Genomic DNA, 15,517 nt, shown 5'->3' with positions numbered 1-15,517 from the left:
AGGGGGCGGCCATGAGGGCGCCTTCGCTGGCGAGCCAGCTCCTACAGTGGATTGGGTGCGGCCGCGGAGGTTGGTCGGTTATGAGGACGCCTACGGGATTTTCCATTGGGTAGCGGGTATAAAGCCGAATTTTCACCCCGCCGCCAGTGTCTGAATTTCAGGTGCATCCCCAATAAGGAAAACGGCCATGAAATTCGCAAAAATCGCCCAGAAACTGGCTCTCTGGACCGGCAGCCCCACGACGTTCCTCGGGGCGATTATCCTGATTTTAGTGTGGGGCGTGAGTGGCCCGATTTTCGGTTTCAACGATACCTGGCAGCTGGTCATCAACACCTCGACCACCATCATCACCTTCCTGATGGTGTTCCTGATTCAGAACACCCAGAACCGCGACACGGACATCCTGCACCTGAAGGTCGATGAGTTGCTGCGGGTGACGAAGGAGGCGCAGAACGCGATGCTCGGGCTCGAGGCGCTGGACCTCAAGGAGCTGGAAGCCTTGAGAAAACACTACCGCAGCCTCGGCGAAGGCCAGACCATTTCCATCGACGGCACCGTGGTCCAGGAGAAAGGTAAACAGGATCTGAATAAATGCTGATCGATGTTACGCGGGTGACCCAAGGTCACCCGCGTATGCGAAGGGTCAGCGACTGGCTTGCAGGGCCCTGGCCATCTGCAGGTGATTTTGCAGCTTTGGCAGGGTCTCTTCAGCGAACGCCTTGATCTGCGGCACGTCGGTGGTCTGCGCCGTTTGCTCGAGCTGCTCGATGGCTTGCTCGGTGGTCTTGACCTGACTGGCCGCGTAAGCCTCATCGAAGGACGCACCCTCCGAGACTGGCGGCATCAGGGCCTTGGCTTTTTCCACTACCTCTTCGCGCGGTGCCACCGGCAGATCCAGTTGCTTGGCGATTTTCGCCAGATGCTGGTTGGCGGTGGTGCGATCGTTGATGACCACGATGGTGTAGTCCTTGACCTCCTTGGACTCGGACTTCTGGTGCGCCAGGCGACTGGCTTCGATGTCGGCAATGCCTTGGGCCGACGCATCGTTGATGAATTCGGTGGGGCTCTGGGCGAAGGCACTGGTGGCACACAGGCCCAGTAATGCGGCCAGGCCGCCATTGCGTAATCGGGTGGCCATGCGGTTCATGGTCGCGCCCTCCTCGGTAAAAATTCAAACGGGAGCTTTCGCTCCCGCTTCTCGATCAAAACCACCTGCATCGATTACTTGGACTTCTGTCCAGGCTTGCGGCCCATGGGTTTCGTAGGCTCTTTATCGACGGTCGTGGTAGTGGTTTTCCCACCTTTGCGACCGGCTTCAGACGCCTTCGTTCGATCATTGGCGAAGTTTCCCGAGTTCGAGTTTCTTGAGTTAGGCATGATTCTCTACCTCTTGATGATGATCTCGGCGAGCTGTAGCCCGCATAGAATCTGAATTTGCGCGCATCAAAAGGTTTAGAAAACCTGGAATCGTCTCGACGAACGGTGGCGAAATTTTCAGACGAGTCGCAGTGCAACTGACGCGTCCCTACGTCCAGCGTCAAGCCTTGTTCGTCACCAGCCCAGGCAGTGCATGCGCCAGGGCGTTGATGGCAAAACCGATGAACATTACCCCGCACAAGCGGGTGATAGCCAACTCATGGCGTTGATACAAGGTGCGTACCTGGCGCGCACCGACGATGCCGATGAGGATAGCGTAGGCCATCAGGCCGCCGACGAAGCTCAACACGATCAGCCATGGCAACATCGACCAGGTCAGCAACTCTGCCCGGCTGGACAATAGCGCCGTGAAAGTGGCGACGGCCACCGGGTAGGCTTTCGGATTGGTCAGGCCGAACAGAATGCCGTGCCAGAACGGCCGCCGCGCCGGCCCCTGCGGCGCCTCGACACCCCGTTGACGCGCCCGCACCGCGCGCCAGCCGAGCCAGAACAGGTAGAGCCCGCTAAGCACGCCCAGCACATCGAACGCGGTGCTGCCGATTTCCCGCGCACCGACGATCGCCACCAGCGCGGTGCTGCACCAGACCACGTCGCCCAGCAAATGCCCGCAGAGAAACCCAGCTCCCGCCCGCCGCCCGTGCGCCGCGCCGATACCGAACACCGCCAATACGCCCGGCCCTGGCGTGATGCCATAAATGAAGCCCGAGGCGAGAACGGCCATTAGCAGTGAGGGGGTCATGGGGAGTCCTTATGAGTTGTTTTGCTGAATGGGCGCCAGTCTATATCACCTGCGGCGCGCTCGATTTGTGCATTCAACCAGTTCAGGGCCTGATCCCCGCCCCGCCGCTTGTGCCACACCAGGACAAAGGTGAACGACGGAATGTGAAACGGTGGCGGGACGACGATCAACGACGACTCGTCGATGTCGCGCAAACCCCGGGAAGCGACGGTGAGGATCAGGTCGGTGCCGCTGATGAACTGCGGCGCGACGCTCCAGTGCGGCAGGCTGATCGCGACGCGACGGCGCTCGCGCAAGGCGGTCAGGGCTCGTTCGATTTCCGGGGTGCCGCTGCCGCGCATTTCCAGCAGCACATGGGGCCGCGCCAGATAGCTCGGCAGGTCGAGGACACCGTCGGCGGGCAGGCTGTGGCGGTCCACCAGGCAGGCGTAGTGTTCCTCGAACAGCGCCGTGCTGCGCAGCTCGTTGGGCATTTCCGGAAACACCCCGGCGGCGACATCGATATCGCCGTTGAGGACTCCATCGAGCATGCCTTCACGGCTGCCATGACTGATTTGCAGGTCGATGCCAGGCGCTTCGCGACGCAGCGTACGGATCAACCCTGGCAGGACGATGGCGGCGCCGTAGTCTGACATCGCCAGGCGAAAGGTTCGTTTGGCCGTGGCCGGATCGAAGGTGTTCGGCGCCAGCAGCGATTGCACCTGGGCCAGGGCCTCGGCCAGCGGCGCCGTCAACTCCAGCGCTCTTGGCGTCGGCACCAGGCTGGCGCCGGCGCGCACCAGCAGCGGGTCGTCAAGCAGATCACGCAGCCGCGCCAATGCATGGCTGACGGCAGGCTGGCTAAGGTGCAGGCGCTCGGCCGCACGGGTCACATGTTGCTCGTTGAGCAAGGCGTCGAGGATCACCAGCAGGTTGAGATCGATGCGGCGCAGATCATTCATCTGATGCATGTTCTGGATAGTAAAACGGAATTTAAATCTGCGCGACGAATACTCTAGAGTCCAGCAAAACTTGCTGGAGAATAACCATGAGTACGTTGCATTGGGCGGGCCTGTTGCTGCTTGCCGCGTTCGCCGGTGCGGTAGTGCCGTTTCAGAGTGCGATCAATGTCAATCTCGGGCGCAGCCTGGGTCATCCATTGTGGGCGACCCTCGCTTCATTGGTGGTGAGCATTTTGGTGTTGTTGCCGATCATGTTGGCAATGCGCTTGCCGTTGCCATCGCTGGCGTTCATCGCCAAGGCGCCGATGTGGATGTGGGCGGGTGGGGCTTTCGGGGTGTGTTTTATTTCGTTGGCCTTGGTTTTGCTGCCCAGGCTTGGCGCTTCAGGGTTCATGGCGTTGGCGCTGGCGGGGCAAGTGGTGGCGTCGCTGTTGCTGGATCACTTTGGCTGGTTTGGGTTGGTGGAGCGGCAGGTGACGTTGCCCAAAGTGTTCGGGGCGGTGTTGTTGATTGGCGGGGTGGTGTTGATTCAGTTTGGTGATTGGGCTGGAAAAGCGATGACTGCGACGTCTTGAAGATCAAAAGATCGCAGTCTGCGGCAGCTACAGGTTCGCGGTGGTCAGGAGGGCACGGGGTGCAGGTCGCAATTGCGTCCGGCCTTGGCCAGCTGGCCCGGCACATCGTGGCCGAGCAGCGCCGGCAATCCTCGGGACAGCTTGAGCAACAGCGGCAGGTCGATGCCGGTCGTTATGCCGATTTCATCGCACAGGTTCACCAGGTCTTCAGTACAGATATTCCCCGAAGCGCCCGGCGCAAACGGGCAGCCGCCAAGACCACCCAGCGCCGCGTCGAAACGTCGGGCGCCGGCCTCGTAGGCGGCCAGCACGTTGCACAGGCCCAGGCCGCGGGTGTTGTGGAAATGCAGGGTCAGGTCCGCTGGCGATACCCGCTGCAACACCCGCCGCACCAGGCGCTCGACCTGCCGCGGATTGGCCATGCCGGTGGTATCGGCCAGGGTGATGCCCTGGATGCCGAGCTCCTGATAGGCCTCGACGATCTGCAACACCCGGTCCTCATCGATCTTGCCTTCGAACGGGCAACCAAAAGTGGTGGCGATGCTCGCGTTCAGGCGAACCGGCGTGCCCTGCGCTAACTGGACGATCTCGCCAAACGCCGCCAACGAGTCTTCGCAGCGCATGCGCATGTTCGCCAGGTTGTGGGTCTGGCTGGCGGACATCACCAGGTTCAGTTCATCGGCGCTACAGGCCAGCGCCCGTTACGCGCCCTTGAGGTTAGGGATCAGCGCGACATAGATCACCCCAGGTTGGCGGCTGATGCCCTTGAACACCAACTCTCCGTCGCGCAATGCCGGTATGGCCTTGGGCGACACGAACGAGCCGGCCTCGATACGGCTGAACCCGGCCAGCGACAGTTGATTGATGAGCGCGATCTTGTCGACGGTTTCCACCCAGGTCGGCTCGATCTGCAAGCCGTCGCGCGGGGAGACTTCCTGAACGATCAGGCGCTCGGAATAATCAGTGATCATTGCACCACTCCTTCGACTTTCAGGCGTTCGATGTCTGCCACGGTGAGGCCCAGTTGCGCAAGGATGCCATCGGTGTGCTGGCCCAGTCCCGGGCCCGACCAGTTGACGCCACCGGGGGTCTCCGACAATTTCGGCACGATGCCCGGCATCTTCACCGTGGCGCCGCCCGGCAGTTCGGCATTGAGCAGCATGTCTCGCGCCTGATAATGCGGATCGGCGACGATGTCGGCCACCGAGTAGATACGTCCGGCCGGCACTTCGGCGGCTTCCAGCGCCGCCAGTACGTCGTTGATCGGCAGGCTGCTGGTCCAGTGGGTGATCGCCGCATCGAGCAGGTTGCTCTTGGCCGCACGCCCGTCGTTATGGGCGAATTCGGGGGCTTCGGCCAGATCCGGGCGGCCGATGGTCAACATCAGGCGCTTGTAGATCGGGTCGCTGTTGCCGGCGATCACAACGTAGGCGCCATCGGCCGTGAGGTAGGTGTTGGACGGTGCGATGCCCGGCAAGGCGCCGCCACTGCGCTCACGCACATGGCCGAGCATGTCGTATTCCGGCACCAGGCTTTCCATGACGTTGAACACGCTTTCGGCCAACGACACATCGACGATCTGCCCACCACCCTGCCCGGTCTTGACCCGCAGCAGCGACATCAGCGCGCCGATCACCGCGTGCAACGAGGCCAGGGAATCGCCGAGGCTGACGCCCACCCGCGCCGGTGGCGAACCGGGGGTGCCGGTGGTGTAGCGGATGCCGCCCATGGCCTCGCCTATGGCACCGAAACCCGGACGATCGCGGTACGGACCGGTCTGGCCGTAACCGGAAATCCGCACCAGGGTCAGGTTGGGGTTGAGGGCATGCAGCACGTCCCAACCCAGGCCAAGTTTTTCCAGGGCGCCGGGACGCAGGTTTTCGATCAGCACGTCGGCGCTGGTCGCCAGTTGCTTGACCAGTTCGATGCCTTCAGGGGATTTGAGGTTTAGCGCCAGGGACTTGTTGTTGCGCGATTGCAGGTACCACCACAGCGAGGTGCCTTCGTGCAGCTTGCGCCATTTACGCAGGGGATCACCCTGGCCCATGGCTTCGATCTTGATCACTTCGGCGCCGAACTCGGCGAGCATGCGCGCGGCGAACGGCGCGGCAATCAGCGTGCCGATCTCGATCACTTTGATCGCACTCAAGGGGGCAGTCATCGCGGGGTACCTCTTGTTCTTGGAATATGCGCCAAGGCTAGAGGACAGGGAGCTTGGGAATCCAACCTTCAGTTGTCAACGGGCGTTCGCGAAACGCGAATGCTTTGGGAGATTGTCGTGACCTCAGGGCCGCCTTCGCGAGCAAGCCCGCCACATTTGGAATGCATTTCCCTGTGGGAGCGGGCTTGCTCGCGAAGACGCCGGCCCGGCCAATGAAAACTCAGAGTTGCTCCCGCAAATGCTCAAACAACATCCGGCTCACCGGCGACAGCAGTGCCTCATCACGCACCACCACGATCAAGGCGCGATCCGACCACTCATCGGTCAATGGCACGGCCGTCAGCCCAAGGGCCCGACCGAACAATTCATAGGCCCGCTGCGGGAGAACGCCAATCCCCATGTTGGCCTGGACCATGCGGCACATGGCGTCGAAGCCCGGCACATGGATCCGCACCCGCAGCACCCTGCCCGCCTCGCGCGCCGCCGCATGGGTGCGCATGTTGATGGAACTGGCGGCGTGCAACCCGACGTAATCGCTGTCCAGCGTATCGGCAAACGCCAGGCTCGACCGGCTCGCCAATGGATGATGCGGCGGCATCAACACCACCAGTTTGTCCTGCCCGCGACGTGCCGTGGTTGAACCGCCCGACCATGATAAAGTCGCCGCCCATCAGACCTTTTGCTTCGAGACGACCACCGCAATGACCGATTTCCAGGATGTCGATGCCCAACTTGAAGACTGGAACGCCCTGCGCGCCAGCGCTGCGTTCGACGGTCTGCTGGTGGGTAATGGAGCCAGCCGGGCGGTGTGGGACGACTTCGGCTACGACTCGCTGTTCGAAAACGCCCGCACCGTCGAGGAAAAACCCCTCAGCCCGTCCGAGCTGAGCGTGTTCGAGGCGCTGCAGACGCGCAGTTTCGAGCAGGTGCTCAGCGCGTTGAAAACCACCAGCCGGGTCAACAAGGCCCTGGCCGTCAGCTCCGCCGCGCCGCGCAATCGTTACTACGCGATCAAGGAAGCGCTGATCAACACCGTGCACGCGGTGCACATTCCGTGGCGGTTGGTCGAGGCGTCGAGCCTGGCGACCATCAGCCAGGAACTGGGCCGGTATCGCACGGTGTTCACCACCAACTACGACTTGCTCAATTACTGGGCGATCCAGCAGCAACCCGAGGCGATCACCGATCTGTTCCAGGGGGCAGAACCGGCCTTCGACCTGAGCGTTACCGCCACCGACAAGACCCGCCTGCTGTACCTGCACGGCGGCCTGCACCTGGTGCGCAACCAGGACGGCACGGCGCGCAAACTGATGTCGACCGAGGGCACGTTGCTGGGCAACTTCGCCATCAACAACACGATCAAGACCCTCGACGACGTACCCTTGTTCATCAACGAAGGGCCGAGCGCGGACAAGCTCAAGACCATCCGCAGCTCCGATTACCTGTCGTTCTGCTATGACCAGTTGCTCGGCCATGGCGATGGCTTGTGCATTTTCGGGCATGCGCTGGGTGAGCAGGACAGCCACATCGTGCATGCCTTGCGCCAGGCAAAACCCAAAGTGGTGGCGATCTCGATCTACCCGCGCAGCAAGGCGTTCATCCAGCATCAGAAGCGGCATTACGCGAAGGTGTTCGAAGGGACCGGCGTGGAGTTGCGGTTTTTTGATTCGAAGACACATGGGCTGGGTAGCCCGAAGCTATCGGTACCAGTCGAAGTTTAGTGTTGCCCGATCTGACGCTTTCGCGAGCAAGCCCGCTCCCACAGTTGATCTGCGGCGTGCACAAATTCCCTGTGGGAGCGGGCTTGCTCGCGAAGCTTTTAAAGCTGACTCATTCCTCGCTGCTATGCACCACCACCAGCAACTGCGCCTGCACCTCGCCCACCGAGCGTATCCGGTGCGGTTTCTGTGAGTTGAAGTGCAGCGCATCGCCACGGCTGAGCAGCACCCGCTCGTTGACGAAATCCACTTCCACCTGCCCCTCGTGGACGAATAGAAATTCTTCGCCCAGGTGTTCCTTGAAGGCTTTGTCGGTAAATTCTGTCGGCGGGTAAATGATGAACGGCAGCAGGCTGCGTTCGCTGACCTGATGGGCCAGCACCGCGTAGCCCGGATTGTCGCCGCTGGCACCCAGTGGCTGGCGCTCATGGCTGCGCACCAGGCTGTAGCTGTCGAGGCTGACCTTGTCTTCGGAAAACAGCTCCTCGACCTTCACGTTCAGTGCCTTGGCCAGTTTCAACGCGGTCGCAATCGACGGCGTGTTCAGGCCGCGTTCGACTTTCGACAGATAACTCTTGGTCATGCCGGATTTTTCCGCCAATGCCTCAAGGGTTACGCCAAGTTTTTTTCTCAATAATTTCAAACGGATAGACATGTAGAACGATTAATCCATCAAGGAGGTGACGAATTGTCCTTGCTCATGACACAAGGTGTCATATAGCATCTTTCGTGTCATCTGCATGACCCAGCCAAAGAGGACATCGATATGGCCACGACATTAGCACTGCCCAAAGATCAACTGGTCAAGCAAGCGCTGAACCAGATGCAAAACACCCTCGCGGATAATACGTGGACCGACCGGCAAAAGCTGGCCCTGACCTGCCGCATTCTGTTCGAGAATGGCCATGACTCCGGCCTGGCCGGGCAAATCACCGCCCGTGGCCCGCAGCCGGGCACCTATTACACTCAACAACTGGGCCTGGGTTTCGACGAAATCACCGCGGGCAACCTGTTGCTGGTCAACGAAGACCTGGAAGTGCTCGAAGGCCACGGCATGCCCAACCCGGCCAACCGCTTCCACAGCTGGGTGTACCGCGCCCGGCCGGATGTGAATTGCATCATCCACACCCACCCGACCCACGTCGCGGCGTTGTCGATGCTGGAAGTGCCGCTGCAGATTTCCCACATGGACCTCTGCCCGCTCTATGACGACTGCGCGTTTCTCGAAGGCTGGCCCGGCGTACCGGTGGGTAATGAAGAAGGCGAATTGATTGCCGGTGCCCTGGGCGACAAGCGGGCGATCCTGCTGTCCCACCACGGCCAGTTGTCCACCGGCACCACCATCGAGGAGGCCTGCGTGATTGCCCAACTGATCGAACGCGCCGCCAGGTTGCAGCTGCTGGCGATGAGCGCCGGAACCATCAAGCCGATCATTCCCGAGCTGGGCCGAGAAGCCCATGACTGGATCGCCCGGCCCAAGCGTCATGCCGCCGCTTTCAATTACTACGCCCGGCAGAACCTGCGTCGACACGCCGATTGCCTGAACTGAACCCCAGACCTTTTTTGTACGGAGAGACCCCATGTCCACTGCAAACATTCACGGCATCATCGGCTACACCATCACCCCTTTTACCGCCGATGGCGAGGGCGTTGACCTGGACGCGCTCGGGCGCTCGATCGACCGTTTGATCGACGGCGGCGTGCATTCCATCGCACCCCTGGGCAGCACGGGCGAAGGTGCTTACCTGAGCGACGCGGAGTGGGACCAGGTCGCCGAATTCAGTATCAAGCACGTGGCCAGGCGAGTGCCGACCATCGTCAGCGTGTCCGACCTGACCACCGCCAAAGCGGTGCGTCGCGCCCGTTTCGCCGAAGCCCATGGCGCCGACGTGGTGATGGTGCTGCCGACGTCGTACTGGAAACTCAGCGAAGCGCAGATCCTCGCGCACTACCGCGCCATCGGCGACAGCATCGGCGTGCCGATCATGCTCTACAACAACCCGGCCACCAGCGGCACCGACATGTCGGTGGACCTGATTCTGCGCATCGTCAAAAGCGTGGAGAACGTGACCATGGTTAAGGAGAGCACCGGTGACATCCAGCGCATGCATCAATTGCAACGCCTGGGCGAAGGTCAGGTGCCCTTCTACAACGGTTGCAACCCGCTGGCGCTGGAAGCCTTCGCGGCCGGGGCAAAAGGCTGGTGCACCGCGGCGCCGAACCTGATCCCGCAGCTCAATCTCGACCTGTACGACGCCGTGCTGGCCAACGACCTGAACAAGGCACGTGAACTGTTCTATCGCCAGTTGCCGTTGCTGGATTTCATTCTCAAGGGGGGGTTGCCGGCGACGATCAAGGCGGGTTTACGAGCGACAGGGCTGGAGGTGGGTGATCCGCGGTTGCCGGTGTTTCCGTTGGATGAGGCAGGAGTCAGTCAGCTGCAAGGGCTGCTGAAAACCCTGCGCTGATCTCAGACTCACATAAACAAATGTGGGAGCGGGCTTGCTCGCGAATGCGGTATGCCAGTCACAACCCTGTTGCCTGACACTCCGCATTCGCGAGCAAGCCCGCTCCCACATTAGATCATCGGTGTTTTCAGAGTACGGGCAGGGTTTTGTCCTTGATCACCTTGCTCGGCCCATTGGCCTTCACACTGGCGATGCCTTTCTCCATGGCGGCATCGGAGGAATAGGACTCACTGCTGCCGATAATCTCGTGGTTACCCGCCTTGAGGTTGAAATAAGGATGGCCATCCTTGGTGGTTTTTTTCTCGTAGCGCTCATCGAGCGGGCTGTTGGCCTGGACTGACGTTATGCCTTTGTCGGCCGCGGCGCGGGTGGTGTACAACTCGCTGGTCAGAATGGTTTCGGCATTCGCCGCCTTCAGCACAAACCTGAACTGACCGCTGCTGCTCTTGCTCACTTCGTACCATCCGGACATGCTCTTTCTCCTTGGCGATTGGAAGGTTGCGCGCTTCAGAGTAAAGACCAGCCTGCTGTTTCTGTCGCCTGTGTGGGCCCTATCGCCAGCAGGCCAGCTCCCACATTGGACTGATGCACACCAATCCACTGTGGGAGCCAGCCTGCTGGCGATGGGGCCCGTAAGCAAGCTGCAAACCTAATTGACTGAACGCTTCACCACCGACAACTCCGGAGCAGCTACCCGCCGCTGACTCAGATACCGCGTACAACTCACCCGCAGGAACGAAGCGAAATTGACCACTTCGCCGCGGTAGTCCATGACCTCTTCATACAGCTTGGCAATCAGCTGGTTGGTAGTCATGCCGTCGGTCTCGGCGATTTCGCTGAGGATGTCCCAGAACTGATTCTCCAGCCGCAGGGTGGTAACCACCCCGCAGATGCGCAGCGAGCGCGAGCGCGATTCGTAGAGGATCGGATCGGCTTTGACGTACAGCTCGCACATGGACGGGTCCCCCGTTACAGCGTGATTTTGGTGCCCAGCAAACCGAGGAATCCGGCCAGCCAGCTAGGGTGGGCAGGCCAGGCCGGCGCCGTCGCCAGATTGCCTTGAACATGGCCGTCCGTCACCGGGATATCGATAAACGTACCGCCCGCCAGGCGCACTTCTGGCGCACAGGCCGGGTAGGCGCTGCATTCACGCCCTTCGAGAATTCCCGCGGCGGCGAGCAACTGTGCACCGTGGCACACGGCGGCGATCGGCTTGCCGGCCTTGTCGAAGTCGCGCACCAGTTCCAGGACTTTTTCATTCAGGCGCAAGTACTCCGGCGCACGACCGCCCGGTATCAGCACCGCATCGTAATCCGCCGCCTTGACCTTGGCAAAATCGAAGTTCAGGGCAAACAGGTGACCGGGCTTTTCGCTGTAGGTCTGGTCGCCTTCGAAGTCATGGATGGCTGTGCGCACGGTCTGGCCGGCGGTCTTGTCCGGGCAAACGGCATGCACCGTGTGACCGACCATCAGCAGGGCCTGGAATGGCACCATCACTTCGTAGTCTTCGACGTAATCGCCGACCAGCATCAGAATTTTTTTCGCCGCCATGGGGAGGACTCCTCTGGGAAATGCGTAGGAGTGTTCAAGGTAGTCCTTATCCGCTGGGGTGGGTAATAACCTGCTACTACGCGATCTCCTTGTGCAGGAGCTGCCGGAGGCTGCGACCTTTTGATCTTGATCTTGATCTTGATCTTGATCTTGATCTTGAAAGCAGGATCAAAAGATCGCAGCCTGCGGCAGCTCCTACGTTGGGAGCTTCGCTCCCAACTGTACGGATAACTCTGCACTTAGCTGTAACAGCGCAGACGCCACGGTTTATGGCTAGATGAAGGCACTTCCCATCACCCACGATTCTGGTTGCCATCATGACCTCGCGCGAAAACACCGGCATGGCCCTGGGCCTGCTCGGCGTTGTGATCTTCAGCCTCACCCTGCCCTTCACACGCATCGTCGTGCAGGAACTGCATCCACTGCTCAATGGCCTGGGCCGGGCCCTGTTCGCGGCGATTCCCGCGGCGTTGCTGTTGCTGTGGCGGCGTGAGAAATGGCCAACCTGGCAGCAGGTCAAGGGCCTGACGCTGGTCATTGCCGGGGTGATCCTCGGGTTCCCGGTGCTGTCGGCCTGGGCCATGCAAACCTTGCCGGCGTCCCATGGCGCCCTGGTCAATGGCTTGCAGCCACTGTGCGTGGCACTGTACGCCGCGTGGCTGTCCCACGAACGCCCATCGAAAGCCTTCTGGGCCTGCGCCGCGCTGGGCAGTGCCCTGGTGCTCGGTTATGCGCTGATCAGCGGGGCCGGCAGCATCCAGGCCGGAGACTTGTTGATGCTGGGCGCGATTGCGGTAGGCGGCCTGGGGTACGCCGAGGGTGGCCGGTTGGCCAAGGAAATGGGTGGCTGGCAAGTGATCTGCTGGGCGCTGGTGCTGTCGACACCGCTGTTGATCGGCCCGGTGCTGTACCTTGCGTTGCAACATCAGGGCGAGATTTCCGCCAAAACCTGGTGGGCCTTCGGCTACGTCTCGCTGTTTTCGCAATTCATCGGCTTCTTTGCCTGGTATGCCGGGCTGGCCATCGGTGGCATTGCCCGGGTCAGCCAGATCCAGCTTTTGCAGATTTTCTTCACCATCGGCTTTTCCGCACTGTTCTTTGGCGAACAGGTCGAGCCGATCACCTGGCTGTTCGCCGGCGGGGTGATCGTGACCGTCGTGTTGGGCCGCAAGACGGCGGTCAAGCCCGCACGCATTGCCACCGCGTAATACCTGTCAGAGGTAACCGTCAGCCCGCAACAGGGTTTCCAGGCAATGCTCGGTGATGTGGTAGAACGCCTTGAGTTCCTCGATCTTCGCCAGCAGCTGGGCCGGATCACCCGGCTCGGCGCGCTTGACCGCCAGGATCATCTTGTTCTTGTTGGTGTGGTCCAGCGAGATGAACTCGAACACCTTGGTCTCGTAGCCGCAGGCTTCGAGGAACAGTGCACGCAAGCTGTCGGTGACCATTTCCGCCTGCTGTCCCAGGTGCAAGCCGTATTGCAGCATCGGCTTGAGCAATGCCGGGCTCTGGATTTGCAGGCGAATCTGTTTGTGACAGCACGGCGAGCACATGATGATCGAGGCCCCGGAACGAATGCCGGTATGGATCGCATAGTCCGTGGCGATGTCGCAGGCATGCAGCGCGATCATCACATCCAGCTCGCTCGGTGCCACGCTGCGCACATCCCCGCACTTGAAGACCAGCCCGGGATGCTCCAGCTTGGCCGCGGCGGTGTTGCACAGGGTGACCATGTCTTCGCGCAGTTCGACTCCGGTCACCTGCGCTTCGGCCTTCAAGGTATTGCGCAGATAGTCATGGATCGCGAAGGTCAGGTAACCCTTGCCGGATCCGAAGTCCGCCACCCGCACCGGGCTGTCCAGCGCCAGGGGCGACGAGGTCAGCGCATGGCTGAAGACCTCGATGAACTTGTTGATCTGTTTCCACTTGCGCGACATCGCCGGGATCAGTTCATGCTGCTTGTTGGTGACGCCCAGGTCGGCGAGAAACGGCCGTTCGAGATCGAGAAAGCGGTTTTTCTCGCGGTTGTGCCCGGCGGACGGCACTTCGCGCAATTGCTGGGGTTTGCTCTTGAACAGCGAAGACTTGCCCTTTTTGCTGTATTCGAGCTGGGCTTCGTCGGTCAATGACAACAAATGCGCATTCTTGAACGACGCCGGCAACAAACCGGCGATGACTGCCACACCTTCGGTCAATGGCAGGTTCTTGGTGATGTCGCGTGTCTTGTACCGATAGACGAAGGACAGGCAAGCCTGCGCCTTGACCGTCACCGGCTTGATGATGATCCGCTGCAGGTCCGCTTCCTCGCCGGCGTACTTGGCCAGCACCAGCTTGATGAAGGCATTCTGGTCGAGGCTCGATTGCAGCAGGCCGATGAACTGGGCGTGGTGGTCCGGCGCGAGGCTGGCGGGAGTAGCGGTGACGGACATGGAAAAACGGCCTCGGGCAGTGCGAATCGGAGAATGCTCGATATTTTAGGGGGGATGACGGTTTTGGGCACGGGGTTATTTTTCGCAGGCCCGCAAATGCCCCTCGGACCTGCGAGTATCCGGCGTGCCGTCAGGGCTCCACCAGCCTAAGTTTGCGATTGATCGGTGAATTGATCACATACCTGACGATCAATCCCACCGGTACGGCCCACGTCAGGCCATTGGCGGGGTCCGTAATGACAGCGACGGTTTCGGAGCTGGCGCCGATGTCCAGGCGTCGTCGATCGTTGCAGGACTTGAGCTCCCCGTAGGCGTGGCTGACCAGTCGCTCCGCCAGGTGCATCGGCACATCAATCCCTTGCAGGTGCTTCACGGCACGACAGAACAGCACCTGGTCATCAATTACCGCATCACTTTCGTGACGGGCCAGGAATGCCTGGGCGATGGCCAACAATTGCTCGTTCAAATCCTCGTTTTCAACAATGGCGGACATGTTCATGACTCCGTCGACTCAGGCGCCGTCGGTGCAAGCGGACGCGCGGCGTGCCGCAAATCGGGCCCGGCGCAAGGCAAACGCACGGCGGGGTTGGGCATGCCACTGGGTGAAAGTTCGTGGGTCATTTCGAACTCGGCCCGCACCGACCAGCCGCAGGCTTCCGACGTGCATTGCAAGTACGCCACCCGCAGGAAAATATGACGACCCTCACTGGTGCGGATGCGCATCCGGCTCAAGCAGTGCGGGCACACCATTTTGTAAGTACTCATACCTGGATCCCGCTGTTCGTCGGGTGGTAATCAACATAATCAAACGCAATACTGCTTGATGCGATGATCGCTGCAACCCGGCATTGCAAGTAACGCCCACCCGAAAGAAGAAAGTGCAAGGAATAACGGCGTAATGGGCAGGAACCAAACATGTAGGAAATCACCCTGCTACCATTAGGAAGTTTCGACATCATATTCATCTGATTCATAGTTGAAGATTGATTCCTCACAATAAAAAAGTTACTCATTGCGCATACATTAAGCACTCAAAAAGCGTGTGTCAAAAGGAAGAGGCTCAAATTGCGTAGCAAAAAATCTCAGGCTGTTTTAGCGCGACTGAAGCAAATTACCGGCACAAAAAGCGATGCCTCTTTGTCTTCGGCGTTACAAGTCAGCCCGCAGACCCTTAGTAGCTGGAAGGGTCGCGACAGTACGCCATACTCATTATGCGTAGAAATTGCACAGTCGCGCGGCATTTCACTCGACTGGTTGTTGCTGGGCGAAGGTCCAATCCTGCGTCACAGCGCTGCAGCCAATGAACTCGAACACCACCAGGAAACAGCCAATCGGGAAAATACAATTCTCGCGATGTGGCGATTGCTCGGTGAAGAAGATCGCTGCGCCATACAAAATGCCCTGGAGGAAAAACGCCGCCTGCGTGAAATGGAACTCAAACTTTCAGAGATGGCGTCTATTCTGTCGACACTTCAACAGGCGAACGAAACATGAGTAC

Annotated in this window: 19 protein-coding genes and 2 pseudogenes; 7 read left to right on the top strand and 14 right to left on the bottom strand. The window is 60.3% G+C overall.

Translation table 11 applies throughout. The annotated features are described in order from the left end of the window. The first annotated feature begins 187 nt into the window (after positions 1 to 187). Positions 188 to 598, top strand: coding sequence for a low affinity iron permease family protein (locus DKB71_RS07525; protein ID WP_323626666.1), 411 nt, complete (start codon positions 188 to 190; stop codon positions 596 to 598). Between the two features lie 45 nt (positions 599 to 643). Here the strand turns inward: DKB71_RS07525 and DKB71_RS07520 are convergent, their stop codons facing one another. The 4 genes from DKB71_RS07520 to DKB71_RS07505 form a co-directional block, all read right to left on the bottom strand. Further along, positions 644 to 1,147: a DUF4142 domain-containing protein gene (locus DKB71_RS07520; protein WP_323606677.1), complete on the bottom strand. Its 504-nt coding sequence runs from the start codon at positions 1,145 to 1,147 to the stop codon at positions 644 to 646. A gap of 74 nt (positions 1,148 to 1,221) precedes the next feature. After that, positions 1,222 to 1,377, bottom strand: a complete 156-nt coding sequence (locus tag DKB71_RS07515) for a KGG domain-containing protein (RefSeq protein ID WP_077184220.1) — start codon at positions 1,375 to 1,377, stop codon at positions 1,222 to 1,224. Positions 1,378 to 1,537: 160 nt separating this feature from the next. After that, entirely contained in the window at positions 1,538 to 2,176 is a 639-nt protein-coding gene (locus DKB71_RS07510; RefSeq protein ID WP_274073487.1) for a LysE family translocator, read from the bottom strand. Then, entirely contained in the window at positions 2,173 to 3,126 is a 954-nt protein-coding gene (locus tag DKB71_RS07505; protein WP_408599992.1) for a LysR substrate-binding domain-containing protein, read from the bottom strand. The genes DKB71_RS07510 and DKB71_RS07505 overlap by 4 nt, the downstream gene beginning before the upstream one ends. Before the next feature lie 77 nt (positions 3,127 to 3,203). Here DKB71_RS07505 and DKB71_RS07500 point away from each other — a divergent pair, with 77 nt between their 5' ends. Next, positions 3,204 to 3,692: a DMT family transporter gene (locus tag DKB71_RS07500; protein WP_408599991.1), complete on the top strand. Its 489-nt coding sequence runs from the start codon at positions 3,204 to 3,206 to the stop codon at positions 3,690 to 3,692. Between the two features lie 44 nt (positions 3,693 to 3,736). Here the strand turns inward: DKB71_RS07500 and DKB71_RS07495 are convergent. The 3 genes and pseudogenes from DKB71_RS07495 to DKB71_RS07485 form a co-directional block, all read right to left on the bottom strand. Further along, positions 3,737 to 4,663, bottom strand: a pseudogene (locus tag DKB71_RS07495) (hydroxymethylglutaryl-CoA lyase). Beyond that, a complete protein-coding gene (locus DKB71_RS07490; RefSeq protein ID WP_408599990.1) occupies positions 4,660 to 5,853 on the bottom strand; it encodes a CaiB/BaiF CoA transferase family protein in 1,194 nt (397 codons plus the stop codon). The pseudogene DKB71_RS07495 and the gene DKB71_RS07490 overlap by 4 nt, the downstream one beginning before the upstream one ends. A 220-nt stretch (positions 5,854 to 6,073) precedes the next feature. Further along, positions 6,074 to 6,472: pseudogene (locus tag DKB71_RS07485) on the bottom strand (LysR substrate-binding domain-containing protein); the annotation flags it as partial. Positions 6,473 to 6,554: 82 nt separating this feature from the next. On the opposite strand from DKB71_RS07485, the gene DKB71_RS07480 reads away from it, so the two are divergent. Further along, positions 6,555 to 7,574, top strand: a complete 1,020-nt coding sequence (locus DKB71_RS07480) for a DUF4917 family protein (RefSeq protein WP_408599989.1) — start codon at positions 6,555 to 6,557, stop codon at positions 7,572 to 7,574. A 109-nt stretch (positions 7,575 to 7,683) separates the two neighbouring features. Here DKB71_RS07480 and DKB71_RS07475 read toward each other — a convergent pair whose 3' ends face one another. Then, on the bottom strand, positions 7,684 to 8,226 hold the full coding sequence (locus DKB71_RS07475) for a helix-turn-helix domain-containing protein (RefSeq protein ID WP_274073479.1): 543 nt from the start codon (positions 8,224 to 8,226) through the stop codon (positions 7,684 to 7,686). A gap of 111 nt (positions 8,227 to 8,337) precedes the next feature. On the opposite strand from DKB71_RS07475, the gene DKB71_RS07470 reads away from it, so the two are divergent. Continuing rightward, positions 8,338 to 9,120 (top strand): aldolase, encoded by a 783-nt coding sequence (locus DKB71_RS07470; protein ID WP_274073478.1) that lies wholly within the window; start codon positions 8,338 to 8,340, stop codon positions 9,118 to 9,120. Positions 9,121 to 9,151: 31 nt separating this feature from the next. Next, the gene (locus DKB71_RS07465) at positions 9,152 to 10,039 is read left to right on the top strand and encodes a dihydrodipicolinate synthase family protein (RefSeq protein ID WP_408599987.1); all 888 of its coding nucleotides are present in this window, start codon (positions 9,152 to 9,154) and stop codon (positions 10,037 to 10,039) included. A gap of 127 nt (positions 10,040 to 10,166) precedes the next feature. Here DKB71_RS07465 and DKB71_RS07460 read toward each other — a convergent pair whose 3' ends face one another. The 3 genes from DKB71_RS07460 to DKB71_RS07450 form a co-directional block, all read right to left on the bottom strand. Further along, positions 10,167 to 10,511, bottom strand: a complete 345-nt coding sequence (locus DKB71_RS07460; RefSeq protein ID WP_323606666.1) for a YegP family protein — start codon at positions 10,509 to 10,511, stop codon at positions 10,167 to 10,169. A 177-nt stretch (positions 10,512 to 10,688) separates the two neighbouring features. Beyond that, a complete protein-coding gene (locus DKB71_RS07455; RefSeq protein ID WP_274073475.1) occupies positions 10,689 to 10,994 on the bottom strand; it encodes a ribbon-helix-helix domain-containing protein in 306 nt (101 codons plus the stop codon). 14 nt (positions 10,995 to 11,008) lie between these two features. Further along, positions 11,009 to 11,590, bottom strand: a complete 582-nt coding sequence (locus DKB71_RS07450; RefSeq protein WP_274073474.1) for a DJ-1/PfpI family protein — start codon at positions 11,588 to 11,590, stop codon at positions 11,009 to 11,011. 317 nt (positions 11,591 to 11,907) lie between these two features. Between DKB71_RS07450 and DKB71_RS07445 the strand changes: the two genes are divergently transcribed. Further along, positions 11,908 to 12,798 (top strand): DMT family transporter, encoded by an 891-nt coding sequence (locus DKB71_RS07445; protein WP_274073473.1) that lies wholly within the window; start codon positions 11,908 to 11,910, stop codon positions 12,796 to 12,798. Between the two features lie 6 nt (positions 12,799 to 12,804). On the opposite strand, the gene DKB71_RS07440 is transcribed toward DKB71_RS07445, so the two are convergent. The 3 genes from DKB71_RS07440 to DKB71_RS07430 form a co-directional block, all read right to left on the bottom strand. Next, positions 12,805 to 14,019 carry an SAM-dependent methyltransferase gene (locus tag DKB71_RS07440; RefSeq protein WP_274073472.1) on the bottom strand — a complete coding sequence of 405 codons (1,215 nt, stop codon included), beginning with the start codon at positions 14,017 to 14,019 and terminating at the stop codon, positions 12,805 to 12,807. 130 nt (positions 14,020 to 14,149) lie between these two features. Beyond that, positions 14,150 to 14,512, bottom strand: a complete 363-nt coding sequence (locus tag DKB71_RS07435; RefSeq protein ID WP_274073471.1) for a hypothetical protein — start codon at positions 14,510 to 14,512, stop codon at positions 14,150 to 14,152. Between the two features lie 2 nt (positions 14,513 to 14,514). Beyond that, a complete protein-coding gene (locus DKB71_RS07430; RefSeq protein WP_274073470.1) occupies positions 14,515 to 14,784 on the bottom strand; it encodes an ogr/Delta-like zinc finger family protein in 270 nt (89 codons plus the stop codon). 300 nt (positions 14,785 to 15,084) lie between these two features. On the opposite strand from DKB71_RS07430, the gene DKB71_RS07425 reads away from it, so the two are divergent. Next, entirely contained in the window at positions 15,085 to 15,513 is a 429-nt protein-coding gene (locus tag DKB71_RS07425; RefSeq protein ID WP_274073469.1) for a helix-turn-helix domain-containing protein, read from the top strand. The last annotated feature ends 4 nt before the right edge of the window (positions 15,514 to 15,517 follow it).

The sequence above is a fragment of the Pseudomonas sp. PLMAX genome, from assembly GCF_046042685.1.
Classification (GTDB): Bacteria; Pseudomonadota; Gammaproteobacteria; order Pseudomonadales; family Pseudomonadaceae; genus Aquipseudomonas; species Aquipseudomonas putida_AE.
The sequence above is the reverse complement of the archived record's forward strand: the minus strand, read 5'-3'. Positions and strand labels throughout refer to the sequence as shown.